Origin of the sequence: Carboxylicivirga agarovorans (assembly GCF_050589845.1) — a bacterium.
Taxonomy (GTDB): domain Bacteria; phylum Bacteroidota; class Bacteroidia; order Bacteroidales; family Marinilabiliaceae; genus Carboxylicivirga; species Carboxylicivirga agarovorans.
Genome location: NZ_JBNGPA010000018.1, coordinates 12,793 through 31,884 on the forward strand (window position 1 = coordinate 12,793; position 19,092 = coordinate 31,884).

The following is a 19,092-nucleotide window of genomic DNA, read 5'->3' on the forward strand; positions in this document are numbered from 1 at the left end:
ATGTTCTGTATTATTAGTCAATCATATTGAATTTGAATATTACTCGTGTAAATAGACTGTACAAAAGTATTAAATGCACGTAAATTACCGCAACGAGATTAAAATGGTGGGAAATGAGGAATGTTGAATCTGTAAATGCGATTGGTAGGGTAGTGGAAGTACCAAATGAATTGGTTACTTCGCTTGCGGTAGAAGAAACAGTTTCTTCTTCAGAAGAGTTACTTCGTTCTGCTTTGAGTCAGGAAGTGCGGGATTACATAGGTCAGCATGTATCAATAGGATCTGATTCAACAGTTTTAATCTCTGATAATTCACACCTTCGCATACCGATCCAGAATACTGTTAATCTGCGTAATATTGTTAATGTGCGACAGATAAATGACGTCAGGTACATTAATAAATACTTGAGTAAAGTCAATGAGTGTCTTCCGGATGCAGGTATTTTCATCGGTTGTGTCGAGTCGACAAGTAATCGCAAAGAAAAGCTTTTCAAAGGGCGCCATAACATACTAACCCGACTGGTTTGGTTGTATTGTTTTATTATTCATAGGGTATGGCCAAAGGTTCCCAAACTCAGGCGTCTTTATTTCTTCCTGACAAAAGGGCGTTACCGCTGGTTAACGGTAGCTGAAGTTCTGGGGCGTGTTGTGAGCTGTGGATTTGAGATCATCGAATTCAAAGAGCTTGATGGGAAAGTGTATTTTGTTGTGATGAAGACCCATGAACCCGATCATAATATGAATCCCTCGTATTCGCCTATATTTGCAATGCGCAGGGTTGGTAAAAACCGAAAAGTCATCAGGGTATTCAAGTTTCGGACAATGCACCCTTATTCTGAATATTTACAGGATTATGTCATTCGCCTGAACGGTTATAATGAGGTGGGAAAACCGGCCAATGATTTTCGATTGACAAGGTGGGGACGTTTTTTCAGAAAGTATTGGTTAGATGAATTGCCACAACTGCTGAATGTGTTAAAGGGAAACATGGTAATTGTAGGAATGCGGCCCTTAAGCCGAACGCGATTTAATGAGTTACCCAAAGATGTTCAGGAGAAGCGTGTTAAATTTAAACCGGGTTGTATTCCTCCTTACGTTGCACTTAATATGCCCGATAGTGAAAGCAATATAGAAGCAGAACGTATTTACATGGCGGCCAAAGAGAAATCGCCATTTATGACGGATATTAGATACTTCTTCATGGCGCTTTACAATATTCTTTCAGGAAAGATTTCCAGTTCGTAATATGACTTGAAATTAAGCTAAGGATATCATACATTTATTTTGTTGATAAAATCCTATGCTTAACCTTTTTCTCAAGAAATCACCTTTTATCAGGCTTATCCTTCCTCTTATTGCAGGTATATGCCTGGGAATGAATTTGCCTGACAAAAAGCTTGAGTTGTTCCTTGCAGCACTTGTTTTATTGATCTGTTTTGTTGGTCTTAGTTTTTGGTTAAGAAAAAGCGCAAGCTACAGATACCGTCACCTTTCAGGAATCCTGGGATTGGTAATGTTCTTCTTTTGGGCGTCGCTTTATGTGCAGTTACGTATGCCTCGTGTTCTTGATGTTGATGGGGAAGGTGTTGTTAAACTTCGCTTAATTGAGAATATCGGAGAGACCGATAAAAACCATAAATATGAAGCTCAATTGTTGAGCCTGGAACAGGATTCGCTAGAGGGTATATTTCAAGGTAAAGGTGTTATTTATTTATCCGGAGAGCATAAAAAAAGTCAACCCAATGCGGGCGATGTAATTTATGCGCGCGGTTGGTTTATTCCATTCTCAAAACCAGATACTCAGTTCGATTTCGATTATTCAGGCTATCTTCGAAATCAGCGAATTTCCTTTCGGTTTCTTGTTCAGGATCATAGTATTGCAACTGAAGATTCTGAGAGCATTGATTTATTTATCTTAAGTGCCCGCTTAAAAGAGCATTTGAATAACACGTTTATATCGGCCGGCATCCCAGAGTCTCAACTGGCTATACTGAACGCACTTTTTCTTGGTGATAAAAGCAAGTTGAGCTATGAGCAGAAGGTCTCTTTTTCCAATGCGGGAGCCATGCATTTATTGGCTGTGAGCGGACTTCATGCAGGCATAATCTACATGCTGTTAATTACAATAATCAGCTCACTGGGAATTAGAAAGAACAGTGTTGTTTCAGCCTGCATTGTTATAACTTTTTTGTGGATATATGCCTTTATAACCGGTTTTTCTCCATCTGTTTTAAGAGCAAGCCTGATGTTAACCATCCTTGAAACAGGAAGGGTTTCCAGGCAAAAAACAGGGATTTTTAATTTACTTGGTGCCTCCATGTTCATAATCCTGGTTATTGAACCATTGTCTGTTTTCAATATTGGTTTTTGGTTAAGTCATAGTGCTGTTGCTGCTATTGTATGCTTTTATCCTAAGATCAATAGTTGGTTTATGTATACATTCCCGCCATTTCGCTGGCTTTGGTCTTTAGTGTCAGTTTCACTGGCGGCCCAAATAGGTACCTTGCCGCTTTGTATATATGCCTTTCACGGTTTTCCATTATACTTTTTAATTACAAATATATTGCTGATCCCTGTGGTAACACCTATTATTTTACTTGCTATAAGTGCTTCTCTTTTTTCCTTTTCAAGTCTGGCATTATCATTGTTAATACCTCCTTTAGATGAGCTTTTGACTTTTATGGAGCAAACAGCTTTATGGATTGATTCCTTACCTTATTCTATGATTACGAATTTATACATTAGTGGTTTTCAGCTGGTATGTATATATGTATCAATCGTCTTATTGCTTGTGTATTTCGATCATCGTTTTATCCGATACCTGAAGCTTGCACTTGGTACTATAGTTGTTGTATTTGCCAGTATGCATTTAAGGAACTATCATTTACCTGATGAGGTACTGTATGTGGCAAATATTAAAGGCAAAAGCGTGGTTAACCATTTTGGACCAGGTACTAATACTATATATACTAATGAGGCATTAACAGAAAAGGAAGTTGATTTTGCTTTTAGCGGCATTTGGGCTTATTATCTGGCTGATAGCAATTATTCCATTTCGCTGATGAATCATAAACAGAATACTGATCCTGTTGTTAAACTTATAGGTAATCAAAGTGTTGCAATAGTGCCGCACCATGCCATGTGGGATGAACAAGCAGAGTTTGATATCGTGGTGTTACTAGGTAAGCCAAAGATGACAGCAGAACACTTGTCAACAAGTTTGCGGGTCCAACAACTTGTTATACCCAATGGCTGGAAATGGTACGATAAACGAAAGTGGCTGAAAGCGTATTCTGACCACATTGAAAATGTTCATAATGTATCAGATGATGGTGTGCTTATAAAAGTTAGCGGTAACCCGATGTGATTTAAATTCAATTTTATTTGGAGGATTGGGGGTATTATCTATTAATTTGCGTTGTTTTTGTCGGGCGGCAAATCATACTAATGAATAAACAAACGTTATGAGAATATTTATAGCAGGTGCAGGAGAGGTAGGAACGCATTTGGCCAAAATGCTTTGTTCTGCTAATCATGATGTTATATTGATGGATGAAGATGAGGAGAAGTTGAAACAAATAGATTCTCATTTTGATCTGATGACCATTGTCGGAAGTATATCTTCCATTGAAGACTTGCGGGAAGCGAATGTTAAATCATGTGATTTGTTTATTGCTGTGCCGCCATACCAGGATATGAGTATCTTATCATGTATTCTGGCTAAGCAATTAGGGGCAAAAACAACTGTGGCAAGGGTTAATAACTACGAGTACCTGCTTGAAGAGAATAAAGAGTTTTTTGGAAAGTTGGGTATTGACGAGTTAATCTATCCTGAACAGTTAGCGGCTAAGGAGGTATTTGCCTCTCTCAAGCAGGTTGGTACACGGCAGATGTACGAGTTTACAGGAAGTAAACTGGTGATGTTTGCCTTAAAAGTTCGTGATAACGCGCGCATTGTCAACAAAACCCTGGCAGAGATCTCTGCCATGTATGAGAATCAGGAATACAATATTGTCGCCATTAACCGCGATGGAGAAACCATAATACCACGAGGTAAAGAAACGCTTCAGCATAATGACCTGGTTTATATTATTACGACCAAATCGGCCGTGAAGCAAGTGATGGAAGATGCCGGCAAGAAGCAGTTTGAGATCAAAAATGTAATGATCCTGGGAGGAAGCCGTATTGGTAAAAAGGTGGCTCAGAGGCTTGAAGGAAATTACAGTATTAAACTGATTGAGATAGATAAGGAAAAAGCGGCTCGTTTAGCCGATGTGCTGGCCGATACTTTAGTGATCAACGGAGATGGCCGCAACCTGGAGCTACTGAAAGACGAGGGTATTAAAAAGATGGATGCATTTGTTGCCGTTACAGGTAACTCTGAAGTAAATATCCTGGCTTGCCAGTTAGCCAAAAAAATGGGTGTCAGGAAAACAGTGGCCGAGGTTGAAAATATTGATTACATCGATTTGGCTGAGAATATTGGTATAGGTACCCTTGTTAATAAAAAGCTGATTGCAGCCAGTCACATTTACCGCTATACACTACGAGCCCAGGTTTCCCATGTAAAATGCCTGACGGCTACCGATGCCGAGGTGTTAGAGCTGAATGCCCAACCGGGTTCTAAAATAACGAAAGGGCCTTTGAGGAAATTAAGCTTACCCAAAGATGTTAATATTGGCGGTGTTATTCGTGGAGAAAAAGCCATTATCGCCAGTGGCGATACCGTTATAGAGCCACATGATAAAGTAGTGCTTTTTGCCATGCCATCGAGCTTTGTGAAAATAGAAAAGATGTTTAGTTAATAGCCTTACAATTATGAATAAAGATGTTCTGTTTTATCTCATGACGGGAGTTGGCGCTATCATATTTGTAGCTTCGCTAACAAACTGGGAGTGGTTTTTTAAGCAACGTCGTGCACAAATATTGGTAAAGGCAATGGGACGTAACGGAGCTCGTATTTTTTATGCCTTGCTTGGTATCTTCTTTGCTGTTTTCGGATGGATGGTTCTAAGCGGTCGCATTGCTATTGATTCACTGTTTTAATCTTTTTTGAAAAAGTTTGTAACCATTCTTTTCTATCTTGTATCTCACCAGAGAAACAAATAAAACGATAGAATTATGAATGATTTCGCACTTGCAATTATTTGGCTGGCCTTATTTGCCGCCATATTTTTCTCCTGGTATTTCTTTTTACAGGCTCGAATCAAAGAACGTACTTTACTGATTGAAAAAGGAGCTGATGCCAGTAACTTTTACGCCAAAAAGCCAGAACGCAGGAGTTTTCGTTTTCCTTGGCTGAAGTTTGGACTTTTATTAGTTGGTATTGCTTTTGGTTTAATTTTCGGATTTGTTATGACACATGCTATATTCCCAAATTCCCTTAACAGGATTGATGAACCATTCGTATTTGGATCAACCATATTATTTGGTGGAATTGGAATGATCTTAGCGCACTTTTCAGCTCAAAAGAAAGACCAGTAGTGGAAGATATTTACATCAAAAAGGTAATAGAAGGCGATGAACAGGGCTACCGATACTTTATCAGACGGTACCAGGACATGGCCTTCTCCATTGCTGTTTCTGTTGTAAAAGATGAGTTTTTGGCTGAAGAGGTTGTTCAGGAAGCTTTTATGAAGGCATTTGAGAAAATGAATTCGTTTAAAAGACAATCAAAGTTCAGTACATGGCTCTACCGTATTATTGTCAATATAGCCTTTAGAAAGCTTGATAAGGAAAAGAAATGGAGGAATGAACCTTTGGTAACAGTTGCCGATACCATTGATGAAAGTAGCTTTGATGCGCTTGAGAACGATGAGCGAAAGTACTATATCAATGAGGCCCTTAAACGGATGTCGGCCAATGAAAGCCTGGCTTTACGCCTGTTTTACCTTGAGGAGCTATCGCTTAAGGAGGTAAAAGATGTAAGTGGATGGTCTGCCAGTAAAGTAAAGGTGGTTATACACAGGGCACGCAAAAGCTTCTATTCACAGCTGAATGCTTTATTAAAGAATGAAACACGTTTAATAATCTGATTTAGCCTTATTAATTATGGATGAACTAAATGATAAAAAACTAAAGGCTTTACTGAGAGACAGCAAACTGGAGATGCCATTTTCTGACTTTGAAGATAAAATGATGTTGCGTGTTAAGACCGAACTCAATGGTAAGCAATCAATTACCAAGAATCTGCGACTGTCGTGGTTATTCTTTGTACTGGGATCGGTTTTTGGTGTAATCGTAAGCATCACATTACCAATGTTTCAAATCGAACTGGGAGGTATTGATATTAAAAATCTCAGGTATCCGGTAATGGCTGTTATTTTGTTTGTCATTATCTGGCAATTGGAAGAGATGATAAAACTGACGGTGCGTCAAAAAAAACAGGATAGGCCAGGCTAATTCTTATAAGGATGGGTGAAATAGAAGTTAGCACCCTCGCCCGGATGGCTTTCAACACTTATTGTACCGCCCAACAGCTCAACAAGGTTTTTGGCTATTGATAAGCCTAGCCCTGTTCCGCCAAGGTTAGCACCAAAGCGCTCTTCTTCCCTGAAAAAGCGTTCGAAAATCTGCGATACACGTTCTTTTTTTATGCCAACTCCTGTGTCTTTCACATAAAAAGTGATCTTTTCAGAGTCATTAGCAGGGTATACGCCAAATTCGATTGTGCCGCTTTCAGTAAATTTGGCTGCATTTTCCAACAGGTTGGTAAGCACCTGCCTAAGGCGTGTTATATCACTGTTGACTATCAGTTTTGAACCATTGAGAGGTGAATGAATATTGTATTGACAGGTAATGTGTTCTTTACCCAGTCTTTTGAGGCGAAGCCTGAAGATATCGAGTAAACGCTCAAATAACTGCTGAATATCGATGTCGCTTTTCGCTATTTTGAGCTGAGAAGCTTCAATTTTTGATATATCGATTATATCTGATATTATTCGAAGCAGCTGCTGAGAGTTCTCTTCAATGATATCAAGGTAGCGCTCACGATCAGCCTTTTCAATATCTTCGTCTTTAAGCAAGTCGGTAAACCCTACAATGCCATTCATGGGTGTTCTGATCTCGTGACTCATATTGGACAGAAATGCGGTTTTTAAGCGATCGCTTTCTTCAGCCTTGAGTTTAGATCTTTTAAGTTCTTCATTGATGCCTTTTAATGCTTCGTTTTGCTGGCGCAAGAGTACTTCTTTATACTTTAGCTCATCAGCTGTTTGCCTTAAGTCGGTTATGTTGATCAGTGAGACAATGACTTTGCTCCATGAATCTTCGTAGCCAAACGGAATCTTAACTGTTATGGATACAAATATCTTGTTGCCTTTAAAGGTGATATGTTCCGATTCGGTTTCATAAATGGTTTTACCACTGCAAAAGGTAATGATCTCTTCAGCAAAGTCCTGCAGTGTCTTATCGGTAAACACATCAGCGACATTGTTGATGATAGAGGCTTTGTCAGTGGCTTCGAGGTACTGAACGGTTGCTTTATTAATGTTATTGATCTTAATGGTTTTGGCACATCGTTCAATAAATTGAGGATTATTTTGTATGTAGTTTTCAATATTGTCAACACCACTGGCCATAAGCCTGTCGACCATTTGTTTTGTTGCGCTGAAGTCTTCTTCCCACAGCGAAATGGGCGAATCTTCAAACAACAGTTTGTAGCGCTCTTCGCTCAGCGTCAGATTTGAGTGAGCCATCTGTCTTTTACGCATTTCTTCCTTAAGGCTGGCGTTAAGGGTTTGTAGTTGTTCGGTTCTGTGAAGTACAGCTCTTTTAAGTCGCCTGTTAAATAAAAAGAACACCAGTAAGCTGAGCAGTGAGAGAAACACTATACCCAATAAAATGACAAGTAAAGATCTTATCCGGTTGTTATTGAATATTTGGTAATCTTCAAACAAAAAGCCTTCAATGGAATACAAAGGTTGCAGATGCCCCATCTCCACGAATGAATCGGCAATGTATATCCACCTGTCACGATTCATGTGTCCTGGTTCAATTAGTTTTGGCATGACAAGGTCTTCCATTGTTCTGGCTTCATAGCGGAGCAGCTCTTTCGAAATTGTTGGTTTGTATTTTTCAACAATCAGGTCAACCAGCTCTTCTTTGTTGTCCATGGCATACACCCATCCTTTCATTGAGGCATTTATAAACTTCTCGCAAAAGGCTTTGTTTTCCTCAACCATTTTTTGCGATGTAAATAAAATGTCGCCATACAAGTCAATGCCATAAGAGCGGGGTTTAAATATGAGCGGTTCAACGCCTGCCTGTTCCATTTGAAAAGGAGCATCGGTAATGTAGGCTGAGATAACATCGGTGCTGTCGCTTAGCAACTCATTGACATAGCCCACTGAACTTCCGTATGAGTATAATTCTTCTGAAATATTAAACTTGCTTAACAATGCTTTGGGCGATACCAGCCCCTGAGAACCAACTGAAATACGCTTATCTTTCATGTCTTCAATATAGCGTATGCCCTTATCTTTGCGGGTAAGCAGTATTTCGGGCGAATGTTGAAAGATGGCCGCCAAAGCAACAACAGGTTGATTGTTATTTCGGGCTATTACAAGCTTTGATGATTCTAAGCCAAAATGTGCATTGCCCTTTATTACTTCCTCAACAAAATTAACCGATGTGCTTCCTTCCTTAAGAATTACCTCAATGCCTGCATCTTTATAGTAACCTTTTTCAATGGCAGCATAAAAACCTGCAAACTGAAACTGATGCTTCCACTTTAATTGCAATACAACAGTATCAAGTGATTGTTGCGCCAATGATACGTTACAGAACAATACTATTTGTATAACTAAAAGAAGCTTAAAAGCTGGTTTCATTAATCAGGATGTATTTCATTTTATGCTGATTGAATATACAATCTTTTTTTGAGCCTTTAAAATGAGTTACTATAAGTCCTGTAATGTGATAGTGGTTAGTTAACAATAATTTCATCAATAAAGAGCCATGCCGGACTGCCTTTTCCGTTATGCCAATCGGGGCATTCTCCGGTGTTTCTGACTTTTACTTTTAGGTAGCGGGCATGTATATCTTCCTGTTCAATACGAAGGGTATGTTGTAGAATACCTTTACGTAATAGTCCGGGTTCAAGTGTCTTTTGAATTGCGTTGGAGAAAGTTGTTCCATTGTCTGACCAACTGAGCTCAACAGAACGGGGCAGGAATATCCAGGCTTCAGGATTATTAAGTGCACTTACCGCTATGCTATTGATAAGTGTGTTTTGACCAAGGTCGATAATAACTTCGGCGTCTTTTCCTTCAAAACCAAGCCATTGTCCGTCATTATAAAAGCGTGTGCCTGTTTTGCCATCATTAAGTGTTTCAGCACCTTTGGACTTGTATTTGCCATGTGGTGGAGTTAACAGTTCAATGTGCCTGTCAACAGCTTTGTGTTTAATGGTTTCTTTTTTCTTTGGTATATCTTCAGGATGGGCATATTCCCAGCTCAGGTAGTCTTTAATTAAGGCATCTGTCTTCTCAGGATACTGGCTGGCGAGGTTGGTCATTTCTGATTTATCTTTTTTAATGTTAACAAGGAATAGTAAGTCTTTATCCGGATCAAGTGTTCCTTTGCCACTATTGTCCTGAGGATAACCCAAAAGCTTCCAGTCACCCTGACGTATGGCCCAACTGCCACCACTTTTCCAGATAAATTGCTTGTGAGCACTTTCAGTATCGTTCTCTATCACACCTTTCAGGCTTATGCCTTCTATGTCGTCAGGTAAAGACTCAATGTTGCAATAGTCGGCTATTGTTGGCAGCCAGTCAATGTTCAAAGCCATTTGATTTCGTTGCTGACCTGCTTTTATCTCCTGCGGATAGCTAATGATAGCGGGTACCCTGATGCCGCCTTCAAAAAGAGAGAACTTAGAGCCCCGGTATGGTCCCGCACTGCCACCGCCACCAAAGGTACGTGTTTCATTACTGTGCCCATGGTCTGATTGCAGTATTACGATGGTATTATCGCGTAATCCTTCTTCTTCCAGTGTGTTAATAAGGCGGCCAATGTATTGGTCAATGGTTGAAATAAAGGCTGCGTAATCGCGACGAGGCATTTCAAGATCCTTGTAATAGTCGCGCCATTCTCCTTTGGGCTGCAAGGGGTAATGGGGCATGTTAATGGCATAGTACATGAAAAACGATTGTTCTTTATGTGCTTTTATATATTCGTCAGCTTTTTCAGCCATGAGGTCCCCAAAGTATGTTCCATCGTACCATACCTCCTGTCCGTTTTCCCACAGGTCGTGACGGTTTGGCCCGTTCCAATAGAAAAAGTGAGAGTAATTATCGATACATCCGCCCATGTGTCCGAATGAATAGTCAAAGCCCTGACCCAGGGGTCTTGTTTCAGGCGTATAGCCTATATGCCATTTGCCAATATGGGCTGTTTGATAGCCTTCGGCTTTAAGTATTTCGGCAATAGTAAGTTTTTCAGATGGCATGCCCCTGTGCCCTTTTTGAGATGATGCATTACCCGGTAACCCTGCCTTGTGTGGGTTTTGCCCGGTTAGCATTGAAGCACGCGATGGAGAGCAGACCGGTGCAGCAACATAAAACTGGTTAAACTGAACGCCCGAGGCCGCCAGGGCATCCATATGAGGCGTATATAAATCATCAGCTCCGTAGCAATTCATATCAATGCTTCCCTGGTCGTCTGTTAAAATAATAATGACATTGGGACCTTGGGTTTGCGCTAAAGTATAAACTGTAAAAAAGAAGATATAACTCAATGAAATAAGCAAGCGTTTTGTCATGACCTCGTATTTGTTTTATAACAAAATTACGTCGAAAGCCATTGGCTTGCCGTTAGTAGGGGTTCAGATAGCTGTAAAGATGTTCATGTTTAACTGTTGAATTGATTATCCCGATAGATATCGGGAGTCGAATTGTTGAACTGATTAATTGTCGAACTGTCGAACTGATTAACTGTCGAACTGATTAATTGTCGAACTGTCGAATTGTCGAACTGTTGAATTGTTTAAGAGTTTAAAAGCTGAAAAAATAAACTGCTAAACTGTTAAACTTCTCAACTACTAAACTTTTCAACTGCATAAATTAACCAGGTTGCAAATAGCGGGCTGTAGACCAGCAATGATTTGCTGGTATTTGTTTGCAGCGGAACGAGCAGGAGTTGATTGTCGAACTGATGAACTGTCTAGTCGTCTAATTGTCGAACTGTCGAATTGTTTAAGAGTTTAAAAGTTTATAGGTTGAAAAAATAAACCACTAAACTTCTCAACTGTTAAACTTCTCAACTACAAAACTACCAAACTATCTAATTACTCAATGTAAATCAGTTTATCGTTCTGTTCAATCAGTTCGCCAAAGCAAACAGGTTCAATGTTGTTTTGTGTCAGCAATGTTTCCACTTCGGCAATGGCATCGTCTTCAACAGCAATTAACAGGCCGCCGCTTGTTTGCGGGTCGCAAAGTATGTTTTTGTATTCTTCGTCAGATATATTAACCTGTGAGCCATAGCTTAACCAGTTGCGGGTAGTGCCACCCGGCATGCATTTTTGCTCAATGTATTGTTGCAGCATATCAAGTTTTGGCACTTTGTTATAATCGATCCTGGCAGATAGCTTGCTGCCTTCGCACATCTCGCTAAGGTGTCCTATTAAGCTGAAGCCTGTTACATCGGTCATGGCTTTTACTCCTTTAACAGGGGCTATTTTCTGACCTAAAGTATTAAGTTGGCTCATCAGTCCCGGTGCTATATGTGCATGCTCTTCTTTAAGGAGACCTTTTTTCTGAGCCGTTGATAAAATACCAACACCAAGAGGCTTTGTCAGGTATAGTTTACAGCCTTTGGTAGCCGTGTCGTTTCGTTTTAGTTGAGTTAATTCAACACGACCGGTTACTGCCAATCCAAAAATAGGCTCGGGACTATCAATGCTATGCCCGCCAGCCAGCACTATGCCTGCTTCTTTGCAAGCCTGTCGTCCACCGTCCATTACTTTTGAGGCCTCTTCAGCCGGTATTTTATCAACCGGCCATCCTAAAATGGCAATGGCCAGTAAAGGCTGACCACCCATGGCATAGATGTCGGAGATGGCATTGGTTGCTGCAATCTTTCCAAAGGTAAAGGCATCATCAACAATGGGCATAAAAAAGTCGGTGGTACTTATAATGGCCGTTCCGTCGCCCATATCATACACGGCAGCATCGTCGCGACTGCTATTGCCTACGATCAGCTTATCGTCGTGAACGGGAGTAATGTTGCTTTTTAATATGTCGCTTAAAACAGATGGAGCGATCTTACAGCCACAGCCGGCTCCATGACTATATTGGGTAAGTTTAATATCTGACATTTTGTTGGGTGTATTCAATTAATGTTTCAGCATTTTTAACAGCATTGGTACCTGGCATGTTGATAAAATGAATATTGTCTTTGGGACGTTTATCCATGCCACGTTTATAATATTTATCGTAGTAACCAAGGGTTAGCAATGCTACTTCGTAAAAGTTATTCTCTTCAAGCAGCTGATGCGCTTTTTTTGTAACATCGTTTCCGAGTCGCTTCGATATGCGGTTAATGCCGTTAGCCAGTCTGGCTTTGTCGCCCAGGGCATATTCTTCAACCAAAAGTCTGGCTCGCTCTTCTTTGCTTATTTCAATGAAAAACAGTTTCGATTCGCGCATTTTTTGAAACAGGTGCATTGGAATATTAACATCACCAATATTCGGGCTTTCGTCTTCAACCCAAATTGGCTGAGAATAGTCAAACTGCCGCCATTGCCAAAACAGGTTGTTTTCAAACTGCTCGGTTGTAGGCTGTTTAGCCATGCCAATGTTACCAAAGGCAGAGCCTTTGTGCGAAGCCAATCCTTCGAGGTCGAGCACCTGGTGTCCCTGTTCTTCTATTTGGTGCAGAATGTGGGTTTTACCACTGCCTGTGTAGCCACCCAACAGGTTGATGGTTCCCACATTGAAATTGTTAAGTGCTTGGCGGCGGTAGGCTTTATAGCCTTTGTCGATCACATAAACCTGGTTAAAGCCGTTGTCTTTCAGGTGCTGTGCGAAAGCATGGCTTCGCATACCACCTCTCCAGCAGTGGATAACAATATTTTTATGGGGAGCAGCTTTTAGCGACTCGTCAATGAACCACTGTAGTTTGGGAGTTACATACCGGTAACCAAGTTCTATGGCTGCCTCCTGCGACTCTTGTTTATACACTGTTCCAACATGCGCCCGCTCATCGTTGGTAAATAGGGGTATGTTAATAGCATTAGGAATATGCCCTTTTTCAAATTCGCCCGGAGAGCGAACATCAATTAAAGGCAGTTGTGTATATGATTGTAAATAGTTTGTTATGCTTATATCTGTTGGCATGGCGCAAAGTTAGTCATTTAGTTGGAAGCGGATTAATGAATGGCGTGCAATGATTAGTGATTAATGATTTCGATGTATAATGAAAAATCAATAAGCTCTGTACGAGATAAAAATGAGACAGTGAGAAATAGTAAAAGTGCACGAGGGAAAATCTAAAAAAGCTAAAGAGCAAAACAAATATTACAGAGGGAATAATAAAAACGACTAAAGGGATGTAAATATATTACGATATAAATATCGGGGATCTCGCTTTACGTGTTGTTTGTAAAATAATAGAACCGCAAATCTCACTAATTAACACAAATAGTTCCGCTCTGCGGAACCAAAATTTGAGTAATTAGAGCAATTTGTGGCTGAAAAAAAGAAAGGATTATCAATTGGTATTTTGAAAGCAATTTCCTTGATATAAATATTGAATCAGTCATTATTTGCTGGGCTTTCCATTATCTTTGCCTATCTATATTAAACAGGTCTGATTTCAATTAATTAGTTCTCATTTACATGTTAACATATACGGAAGACCGCTATAAGGGGGTGACGATTGACCCATTGAGTTTGCCAGGCACAGTTGCTGACTTTGAAAAGCATGTGACTGAACTGCTATTGAATTTAGATGGCAAAAAGCTGCTATGGTGCAAAATTCCCATTGAAAAGTCAGACTTTATACCTGCTTTAACTAGCCGGGGCTTTGAATTTCACCATTGCGATGAGCGAAGTGTGATGTTGGTAAAGAAGCTTATTCCAGATGCTTATATCCCTACCGGTCGTAATTACATTGTCGGCGTTGGAGCTGTGGTATTGCGAAATGAGCAACTTTTGGTCATTAAAGATAAGTATTCGCCGGGCTATAAGCTGCCAGGTGGACATATTGATAAAGACGAGTCCATCAAAGCTGCCATAAAGCGCGAGGTGATGGAGGAAACCGGGATTGAAATTGAGCTGGAATCCATTATGAATATCGGTCATTTTAACGCCGGTCAGTTTGGTGAGTCAAACCTGTATTTTGTGTGCACGGTAAGGGCTTTAAGCTTTGATATTTCCATTAATGACGCTGATGAAATAGTTGAAGCACTATGGATGGATGTTGATGAGTTTTTAAAGCATGAAGAAGTTAATGCCTATAATAAAAAAGTGGTTGAAGCAGCCATTAACAATAGCTGCCTTAAGCTGACCGAGCAGGAAATAGAGTTACGTATTCCCGGTGAGATGTTTCTGTAATAACTGGTAAAAACTTAGATCTAGACGATCACTTCTTTAATTACCAAGAGCTTCAGGTCCGTTGTACCTGTATTTATCCATGAGCGCTCCTGGTTAGCCTCTACTGTTAGCACGTCGCCTTTATAGGCTGTAAAAGTATTACCGTTGACAGTTAAAGTACCCTGACCTGATACCAGGTAAAATGTAACATGAATTGGTAAGGCATGCGCAGGCACTTCACCATTGGGAGCCAGGCTTAATTCAACCAGTTCATTGTTATTGCTGGTCGCCAGCTTATAACCTTTGGCTAAAGGCGTATTGAGCACTTCTGTTTTTTCATGATTGTAGTAATGCATAATGTTACTTTTTAATTGAAAGCTGTAGTGATTAGTTTTTAACGAGCTGGAGCGTTTAATGTTCTTACAACTGTTTTCTATGATCAACTCCCGATGATGATAAACCGGATGGATAGGCTACAAGCCATCTGTACATATGCTTCAGGTATACAAACAACAAAGCCGCTTAAATAAGCGGCTTTATCTATCTATTTGTCAAAAGGCATTACTTTGTATAAACGCGATTTTCTTGTTCGGCCACACGAATAAAGGTAGTACGCTTGGTTAGTTCTTTTAACTGTGAGGCACCAACATAAGTACATGTGCTTCTTACACCACCCAGAATATCCTGTACGGTTGATTCAACAGGTCCGCGGTATTCGACTTGCACTGTTTTTCCTTCGCTGGCGCGGTATTCGGCAACACCACCAGCGTGCTTATCCATAGCAGTGGCTGAACTCATGCCATAGAATTGCTTGAACTTCTTACCGTCTTTTTCAATGATATGGCCACCACTTTCATCGTGTCCGGCAAGCATACCGCCAAGCATCACAAAGTCGGCTCCGGCACCAAATGCTTTTGCAACATCACCTGGAATAGCACATCCGCCATCGCTAATGATCTGACCTCCCAGTCCATGGGCGGCATCGGCACACTCAACAATAGCCGAAAGCTGAGGGTATCCAACACCTGTTTTAACACGTGTGGTACAAACCGAACCAGGTCCGATTCCTACCTTAATAATATCAGCTCCTGCTAAGAGTAATTCTTCAACCATTTCGCCTGTTACCACGTTACCAGCCATAATGACTTTGTCGGGGAATAACTGACGGGCCTTTTTAACAAAGGCTACAAAGTGCTCTGAGTATCCATTGGCCACATCAATGCAAATAAACTTAAGGTGTGCATTGTTTTTGAAAATGGCCTGTACCTTTTCAAGGTCATTGGCACCTGTTCCGGTACTCACGGCAATATAATTCTCTATACCTTCAGGTGCAGCGTTTAAAAAGCTATTCCACTCATCCACTGTATAATGCTTGTGGATAGCAGTAAACATTTCTTTTTCGGCTAATTTAACAGCCATCTCAAAAGTCCCAACTGTGTCCATGTTGGCCGCCATAACTGGTACACCTGTCCACTCAATGCTTGTGTGCATAAATTTAAAGGTGCGTTGCAAGTTAACTTGCGAGCGGCTTTTAAGCGTTGAACGCTTAGGTCTGAACATGACGTCTTTGAATCCCAACTTAATGTCGTATTCTATTCTCATCTTTCAATTCCGTTTTTGATTACAGACAAAGATACACCAATACATTTAAAAAATGCAATAGTTTAAATTAATAAGCCGTGTTCTGGATTAAACCCGGATTATGTATTACGGATTCGTGATGAGCATTGGAAATACAATAAAACACGAACTTGCCGAAACGAGGTATAGCATCGTTCTGGTAAGTTGAGACATCGTAACAATAAAGAATTGAGTATTCTTTATTGTTTCAGTAGTTTACGCCTTGATTAGTAGTTTCATTGCGTAATAGAATATCTAATGCATATTGCGGGTTAAAATTCAACCACAAGTCTATTGTCGCTTTCTTTGGTTTTAAGGCAGAAGTGCGATGGACGAAGCATGAAGGAGGGAGAGAAGAGTGGAGGGCTTATCGTATGAGGCAGCGTGATTAAGTAAAGTGTCAAAACCGAATCCAGTATTCAGCTAACGAACAGTAGACGGAAAGCTTAATCATCTATATCATTAAGTATTTTTTCAACTTCTTCCTCTGTTTTATGCAGTTTGTCTTTACATGTTTTAATTAAAGCACTCACGCGTTTTACCTTGGCCGATAACTCATCCACATCCAGTTCTTCGTTTTCTATCAGTTGTAAAATTTCTTCAATTTCGCTAACGGCTTCGTTGTAAGTAAGCTTCTTTTTAGTCATTCTGATCAGTTATTAATGTTGTCAAGCAAAGGTAATGTAAAATAGAATGTACTGCCCTTCTCCAATTCACTTTCTGCCCAAATAGTTCCTTTGTTGATCTCTACAAACTCTTTGCATAGAACAAGTCCCAGTCCTGTACCTTTTTCATTTAAGGTACCTTTGGTGCTAAACGTATTATCAACCATGAACAGCTTTTCAAGGTTCTCATGTCTGATGCCAACACCCGAGTCGGCCACAGATACTTCGATCATATCGTTTTTTATACCTGCAGCTACATAAATAACGCTTCCAATGCGCGAAAACTTAATGGCGTTACTGATAAGGTTACGCAAAACAGTATTGTACAGGTTTTCATCGGCCCAGGCAACCAGTCCACGCTCAATTTTAGGACTGATAACAATGTCTTTTTCTTCAGCATTAAGGCGTAACAGAGACACGATGTTATGAGTTTGAATCGATATATCGAGCTGACTGGGTTTGTATTCGGTGGTTCCTATCTGTGTTCGTGACCATTGCAGCAGGTTTTCAACCAGTCCAAGCAGACGCTTGGTTGAATTGTGAATGATCTGCGAGTACTCAATAACGGTGCTTGTATCTTTGTTTTCGGCATTGAGCACCAGCATTTCGGCAAAACCCATTAATGAACTAAAGGGGCTTTTCAGGTCATGAGCAATGATCGAAAAGAATTTGTCCTTGGTAGCGTTTAGCTGTTTTAATTCCTCATTTTTTTCAGTCAGCAGTCGCTCGGTCTTTCTTCGCAGTCTGAAAGATATAAACAGCACTATCAACACGATCAGAAGCAAGCCTGAAGTGATCAGGTAAACGGTCCGTGTGTTTCGAGCAGACTGCAGGCTTTCGGTTTTGTCAATATTATCCTGTTCAAGGATCGATATTTGTTCTTCTTTTTGCAGCAGGTTGTAGACAGCTTCCATTCTGGCACTGCTCAGCATTGCCTGTCTGTCGGTTATTGAGTCCTTTAAATCGGCATATTCCGATTTGTAGTTTAAGGCCTCTTCATAATTACCCTGTATACTATACCATTCAGACAAGCTATTGCAGGCTTGTGACTGAAGCGTTTTTTCATTCAACGAAGCAGCCAGCTTATAAGCATTTTCGAGGTAGGCCTTTGATTGGTCAAAATGTCTGTTGATCATTAGCGTTTGACCAAGGTGCAGGTAGGTTTCTGCTTTTAAAGACGGATCATCGAAGCTCAACATCAGCTTTAAGGCTTTTTCATAATAGCTTATGGCCTTGCTGTATTGTTTTCCGGTTTGGTGAGCCCGGCCAATATTGACATATGACACAGCAATGTTGGCACTATCGCCTTCGGCCTTTATAATTGATAAGGAAGTTTGGTAGTTTTCAAGGGCCTGAAGTATATTTCCCAGTTTAAGGTATACTTCGCCCAGGTTATTGTAGCACCTGCTAATGCCATCTTTGTTGCCCAGTTCGGTATATAGTTTCAGCGCATTCTTATAGTTTTTGATGGCAGTTTCGTTACGATTAAGCTCAATATTGATATTGCCGATGTTATTAAGCAGTGAAGCCCGGTTACTTTTGTCATTGTCGAGGAGTGCTATTTCAAGTGCCTGCTCAAAGCATGCCAGCGCCTCACTGTATTGCGCCAATGTGTTAAGTATAACCCCTTTGTTAGTCAGTCCTTTGCGAATTAAGGCCGAATTTTCTGTTTTTTCACCTATTCTTAAAACATCATCAAAGCAATCGAGTGCCATTGGATAATTACGAAGGTACCAGTACATTGCTCCAATGCTGTTGTATGCATTACCTGATTTTTCAAGATTGTTGGTCTCGCTATATAGTTTAAGTGCGTTTTTAAAGTGTACAATGGCTTCTTCAAATTGATTGTTGGCACTTGCTATCCAGCCAAGGTAATCATATACGTTAGCTATTAAGTTTTTATCACTTATGTATCTGTCCAGGCTTAAAGCCTCGTTATAATATTGTTTTGACAGGTCATATTGCTTGTTGTCATATAATACAAGCGCCACTTTTTGGTAAATATCGAATTGCAGGGTTTCGTCTAAACCATTATCAATTGCGGCAATTGCCTGTTGGCAATAGTTAAGGACTTCATCGGTGAGCGTTGCTTCTTCAGCATTAGCAATGAGCTGATAGGCTTTATGCTCTGTTTGCTCCTGGGCGTTTATAGTAAAGCAGGCCAACAGCAAGGCGGTTATGAATATGGCAAAGATGGATTTTCTTTTCCAATAGAGTTTGGTTGTCATCAAAAAAAGTGCTAGGCTTATTAAACAGAGCACAAAATAT

16 protein-coding genes are annotated in these 19,092 nt (G+C 40.3%); 8 read left to right on the forward strand and 8 right to left on the reverse strand.

Annotation, left to right across the window (positions count from 1 at the left end; genetic code table 11):
* The first annotated feature begins 113 nt into the window (after window positions 1–113).
* The 7 genes from ACRD69_RS16420 to ACRD69_RS16450 all read left to right on the forward strand — a co-directional run bounded on the left by ACRD69_RS16420 (window position 114) and on the right by ACRD69_RS16450 (window position 6,401).
* Window positions 114–1,244: a sugar transferase gene (locus ACRD69_RS16420; RefSeq protein WP_430816204.1), complete on the forward strand. Its 1,131-nt coding sequence runs from the start codon at window positions 114–116 to the stop codon at window positions 1,242–1,244.
* Window positions 1,245–1,299: 55 nt separating this feature from the next.
* Window positions 1,300–3,366: a ComEC/Rec2 family competence protein gene (locus ACRD69_RS16425; protein ID WP_430816205.1), complete on the forward strand. Its 2,067-nt coding sequence runs from the start codon at window positions 1,300–1,302 to the stop codon at window positions 3,364–3,366.
* 97 nt (window positions 3,367–3,463) lie between these two features.
* Entirely contained in the window at window positions 3,464–4,804 is a 1,341-nt protein-coding gene (gene trkA, locus ACRD69_RS16430) for a Trk system potassium transporter TrkA (RefSeq protein ID WP_430816206.1), read from the forward strand.
* Between the two features lie 13 nt (window positions 4,805–4,817).
* Complete coding sequence (locus ACRD69_RS16435; protein WP_430816207.1) at window positions 4,818–5,045, forward strand: immunity 17 family protein; 228 nt, start codon at window positions 4,818–4,820, stop codon at window positions 5,043–5,045.
* Window positions 5,046–5,120: 75 nt separating this feature from the next.
* Window positions 5,121–5,483 carry a DUF6249 domain-containing protein gene (locus tag ACRD69_RS16440; protein WP_430816208.1) on the forward strand — a complete coding sequence of 121 codons (363 nt, stop codon included), beginning with the start codon at window positions 5,121–5,123 and terminating at the stop codon, window positions 5,481–5,483.
* Window positions 5,483–6,034 (forward strand): RNA polymerase sigma factor, encoded by a 552-nt coding sequence (locus ACRD69_RS16445; RefSeq protein ID WP_430816209.1) that lies wholly within the window; start codon window positions 5,483–5,485, stop codon window positions 6,032–6,034. Before ACRD69_RS16440 ends, ACRD69_RS16445 begins: the two co-directional genes overlap by 1 nt.
* A 16-nt stretch (window positions 6,035–6,050) precedes the next feature.
* Window positions 6,051–6,401, forward strand: coding sequence for a hypothetical protein (locus ACRD69_RS16450; protein ID WP_430816210.1), 351 nt, complete (start codon window positions 6,051–6,053; stop codon window positions 6,399–6,401).
* On the opposite strand, the gene ACRD69_RS16455 is transcribed toward ACRD69_RS16450, so the two are convergent.
* From ACRD69_RS16455 to mnmH, 4 genes are all read right to left on the reverse strand, one after another.
* Window positions 6,398–8,830 carry an ABC transporter substrate-binding protein gene (locus ACRD69_RS16455; protein WP_430816211.1) on the reverse strand — a complete coding sequence of 811 codons (2,433 nt, stop codon included), beginning with the start codon at window positions 8,828–8,830 and terminating at the stop codon, window positions 6,398–6,400. The genes ACRD69_RS16450 and ACRD69_RS16455 overlap by 4 nt on opposite strands.
* Window positions 8,831–8,925: 95 nt before the next feature.
* Complete coding sequence (locus ACRD69_RS16460) at window positions 8,926–10,764, reverse strand: sulfatase-like hydrolase/transferase (RefSeq protein ID WP_430816212.1); 1,839 nt, start codon at window positions 10,762–10,764, stop codon at window positions 8,926–8,928.
* Window positions 10,765–11,289: 525 nt separating this feature from the next.
* Complete coding sequence (gene selD, locus ACRD69_RS16465; RefSeq protein ID WP_430816213.1) at window positions 11,290–12,321, reverse strand: selenide, water dikinase SelD; 1,032 nt, start codon at window positions 12,319–12,321, stop codon at window positions 11,290–11,292.
* A complete protein-coding gene (mnmH, locus tag ACRD69_RS16470) occupies window positions 12,308–13,342 on the reverse strand; it encodes a tRNA 2-selenouridine(34) synthase MnmH (RefSeq protein WP_430816214.1) in 1,035 nt (344 codons plus the stop codon). The genes selD and mnmH overlap by 14 nt, the downstream gene beginning before the upstream one ends.
* Window positions 13,343–13,843: 501 nt before the next feature.
* Here mnmH and ACRD69_RS16475 point away from each other — a divergent pair.
* A complete protein-coding gene (locus ACRD69_RS16475; RefSeq protein WP_430816215.1) occupies window positions 13,844–14,560 on the forward strand; it encodes an NUDIX domain-containing protein in 717 nt (238 codons plus the stop codon).
* A gap of 20 nt (window positions 14,561–14,580) precedes the next feature.
* On the opposite strand, the gene ACRD69_RS16480 is transcribed toward ACRD69_RS16475, so the two are convergent.
* From ACRD69_RS16480 to ACRD69_RS16495, 4 genes are all read right to left on the reverse strand, one after another.
* Window positions 14,581–14,895, reverse strand: coding sequence for a cupin domain-containing protein (locus tag ACRD69_RS16480; RefSeq protein ID WP_430816216.1), 315 nt, complete (start codon window positions 14,893–14,895; stop codon window positions 14,581–14,583).
* 205 nt (window positions 14,896–15,100) lie between these two features.
* Window positions 15,101–16,141, reverse strand: a complete 1,041-nt coding sequence (locus ACRD69_RS16485; RefSeq protein WP_430816217.1) for a GMP reductase — start codon at window positions 16,139–16,141, stop codon at window positions 15,101–15,103.
* Between the two features lie 464 nt (window positions 16,142–16,605).
* Window positions 16,606–16,806, reverse strand: a complete 201-nt coding sequence (xseB, locus tag ACRD69_RS16490; protein ID WP_430816218.1) for an exodeoxyribonuclease VII small subunit — start codon at window positions 16,804–16,806, stop codon at window positions 16,606–16,608.
* A gap of 5 nt (window positions 16,807–16,811) precedes the next feature.
* Window positions 16,812–19,052, reverse strand: coding sequence for a tetratricopeptide repeat-containing sensor histidine kinase (locus ACRD69_RS16495; RefSeq protein ID WP_430816219.1), 2,241 nt, complete (start codon window positions 19,050–19,052; stop codon window positions 16,812–16,814).
* Window positions 19,053–19,092: the final 40 nt, after the last annotated feature.

Bases quoted from the DNA above. Each gene is read 5' to 3' on its own strand.
- ACRD69_RS16460 (WP_430816212.1), bottom strand. From the start codon at position 10,764: ATGACAAAACGCTTGCTTATTTCATTGAGTTATATCTTCTTTTTTACA.
- ACRD69_RS16475 (WP_430816215.1), top strand. From the start codon at position 13,844: ATGTTAACATATACGGAAGACCGCTATAAGGGGGTGACGATTGACCCA.
- ACRD69_RS16495 (WP_430816219.1), bottom strand. From the start codon at position 19,052: ATGACAACCAAACTCTATTGGAAAAGAAAATCCATCTTTGCCATATTC.
- ACRD69_RS16425 (WP_430816205.1), top strand. From the start codon at position 1,300: ATGCTTAACCTTTTTCTCAAGAAATCACCTTTTATCAGGCTTATCCTT.
- ACRD69_RS16485 (WP_430816217.1), bottom strand. From the start codon at position 16,141: ATGAGAATAGAATACGACATTAAGTTGGGATTCAAAGACGTCATGTTC.
- ACRD69_RS16440 (WP_430816208.1), top strand. From the start codon at position 5,121: ATGAATGATTTCGCACTTGCAATTATTTGGCTGGCCTTATTTGCCGCC.
- ACRD69_RS16455 (WP_430816211.1), bottom strand. From the start codon at position 8,830: ATGAAACCAGCTTTTAAGCTTCTTTTAGTTATACAAATAGTATTGTTC.
- ACRD69_RS16435 (WP_430816207.1), top strand. From the start codon at position 4,818: ATGAATAAAGATGTTCTGTTTTATCTCATGACGGGAGTTGGCGCTATC.
- selD (WP_430816213.1), bottom strand. From the start codon at position 12,321: ATGTCAGATATTAAACTTACCCAATATAGTCATGGAGCCGGCTGTGGC.
- ACRD69_RS16450 (WP_430816210.1), top strand. From the start codon at position 6,051: ATGGATGAACTAAATGATAAAAAACTAAAGGCTTTACTGAGAGACAGC.
- ACRD69_RS16480 (WP_430816216.1), bottom strand. From the start codon at position 14,895: ATGCATTACTACAATCATGAAAAAACAGAAGTGCTCAATACGCCTTTA.
- ACRD69_RS16420 (WP_430816204.1), top strand. From the start codon at position 114: ATGAGGAATGTTGAATCTGTAAATGCGATTGGTAGGGTAGTGGAAGTA.
- trkA (WP_430816206.1), top strand. From the start codon at position 3,464: ATGAGAATATTTATAGCAGGTGCAGGAGAGGTAGGAACGCATTTGGCC.
- xseB (WP_430816218.1), bottom strand. From the start codon at position 16,806: ATGACTAAAAAGAAGCTTACTTACAACGAAGCCGTTAGCGAAATTGAA.
- mnmH (WP_430816214.1), bottom strand. From the start codon at position 13,342: ATGCCAACAGATATAAGCATAACAAACTATTTACAATCATATACACAA.